The 1,526-nt window shown below is 73.5% G+C and carries 4 protein-coding genes; 3 read left to right on the top strand and 1 reads right to left on the bottom strand.

The window, feature by feature from the left end; translation table 11 throughout:
* Positions 1-278: RcpC/CpaB family pilus assembly protein (locus tag B7767_RS28245; RefSeq protein ID WP_256923597.1), on the top strand; the 278-nt coding region annotated here is incomplete at its 5' end.
* Positions 279-413: 135 nt separating this feature from the next.
* Positions 414-884, top strand: a complete 471-nt coding sequence (mscL, locus tag B7767_RS28240; protein ID WP_085574639.1) for a large conductance mechanosensitive channel protein MscL — start codon at positions 414-416, stop codon at positions 882-884.
* A 22-nt stretch (positions 885-906) separates the two neighbouring features.
* Here the strand turns inward: mscL and B7767_RS44965 are convergent, their stop codons facing one another.
* A complete protein-coding gene (locus B7767_RS44965) occupies positions 907-1,083 on the bottom strand; it encodes a hypothetical protein (RefSeq protein WP_107425243.1) in 177 nt (58 codons plus the stop codon).
* A gap of 43 nt (positions 1,084-1,126) precedes the next feature.
* Between B7767_RS44965 and B7767_RS28235 the strand changes: the two genes are divergently transcribed.
* A partial coding sequence (locus B7767_RS28235) for a P1 family peptidase (protein ID WP_179167319.1) occupies positions 1,127-1,526 on the top strand: 400 nt, incomplete at its 3' end.

The following is a 1,526-nucleotide window of genomic DNA, read 5'->3' as shown; positions in this document are numbered from 1 at the left end:
CGGCGGTGCGGATCGCCGACGCGGCCACGGTACGGCTGCTGCGGCCGGGCGACCGGGTGGACGTGATCGCCGCCGAGGAGACGGTGTCCGGGGGCGGGGCCCGCGTGGTCGCGCGCGGGGCACGGGTGACCGAGGTGCCGGAACCGGCGGACGGAACGGGTGGAGCGGACGGAACGGGCGACGGCGGGGCGCTGGTCGTGCTGTCGGTGCCGCGTTCCACGGCGGCCGGCCTGGCCGGCGCGAGCGCCACGGCACGGCTGGCGGTGACCGTGTGGTGACCGGTGCTCCTCCGGTCCTCGTCCACTCGTGGGGCCCTCGCGCCGGGAGGCCCGATTGGACAGGCCGGCACCGCGGTGACGTAGGTTGCGGAGCGTTTTCTTCCGCACCCTACGCACGAGAAACGAGGCCTCGAAGTGAGCGACCAGGAGAAGACGGGCATTCTGCAGGGCTTCAAGGCCTTCCTGATGCGGGGCAACGTCGTCGATCTGGCCGTGGCGGTGGTCATCGGTGCCGCCTTCACGAACATCGTCAACTCGGTCGTGAAGGGCGTCATCAATCCGCTGGTGGGTGCGTTCGGCACGAAGAACCTGGACAGCTACAGCTCGTGCCTGAAGGGCCCCTGCGAGGGCGCCGGGGACGCCGCGACCGGTGTCAGGATCCTGTGGGGCTCGGTCCTCGGGGCGACGCTGCAGTTCCTGATCACCGCGGCGGTCGTCTACTTCCTGATGGTGCTGCCCATGGCGAAGTACCTGGCCCGGGTGGAGGCCCGCCGGAAGGCGAAGGAGAGCACGCGCGAGGTCGTCGAGATCACCGAGCTGGAGGTGCTCAAGGAGATCCGCGACACCCTCGTCGCGCAGCGCGGCACGGGGCACGGCGAGCGGTAGGGGCGGCCCGCCGGCGGGCGGGTCAGATGTGGTGGGGCGGCTTCTCGTCGAGGAAGCGCTTCAGATCGGCCGCGCTGTCGCCGGACGGGCGCTCGCCCCAGCCGCGGTCCGTGTCGTCCGAGGACTGCTGGTCCAGCGGGTCGTCGAAGACCAGTGCCGGCTTGGGCCCGCTCGGGCGGGGATCGGGGGCGGTGCTCATACGTCCAGGGTACGGCCGCCCCTGACCGGGCAGTACTGGCCCCATGAAAGCTGACGCTCTGACGGATGTGGCCGGCGTGCGCGTGGGGCACGCGACGCGTACCGGCGATGGATGGCTCACGGGCACCACGGTCGTGCTCGCGCCCGAGGGCGGGGCCGTGGCCGCGGTGGACGTGCGCGGCGGCGGGCCCGGCACGAAGGAGACCGACGCGCTCGATCCGCGCAACCTGGTGCGGACGGTCGAGGCGGTCGTACTGACCGGTGGCAGCGCGTACGGGCTGGACTCGGCGTCCGGGGTGATGGCCTGGCTGGAGGAGCGGGGGCGCGGGGTGCGCGTCGGGCCGGACCCCGCGCAGGTGGTGCCGGTGGTGCCGGCCGCCTGTGTCTTCGACCTGGGCCGGGGCGGCGACTTCCGGGCCCGGCCGGACGCGGCCACCGGCCGGG

This window comes from Streptomyces sp. 13-12-16 (assembly GCF_002114215.1).
Classification (GTDB): domain Bacteria; phylum Actinomycetota; class Actinomycetes; order Streptomycetales; family Streptomycetaceae; genus Streptomyces.
The sequence above is the reverse complement of the archived record's forward strand: the minus strand, read 5'-3'. Positions and strand labels throughout refer to the sequence as shown.

Coding starts and splice junctions, on each gene's coding strand:
- B7767_RS44965 (WP_107425243.1), bottom strand. CDS start 1,083: ATGAGCACCGCCCCCGATCCCCGCCCGAGCGGGCCCAAGCCGGCACTG.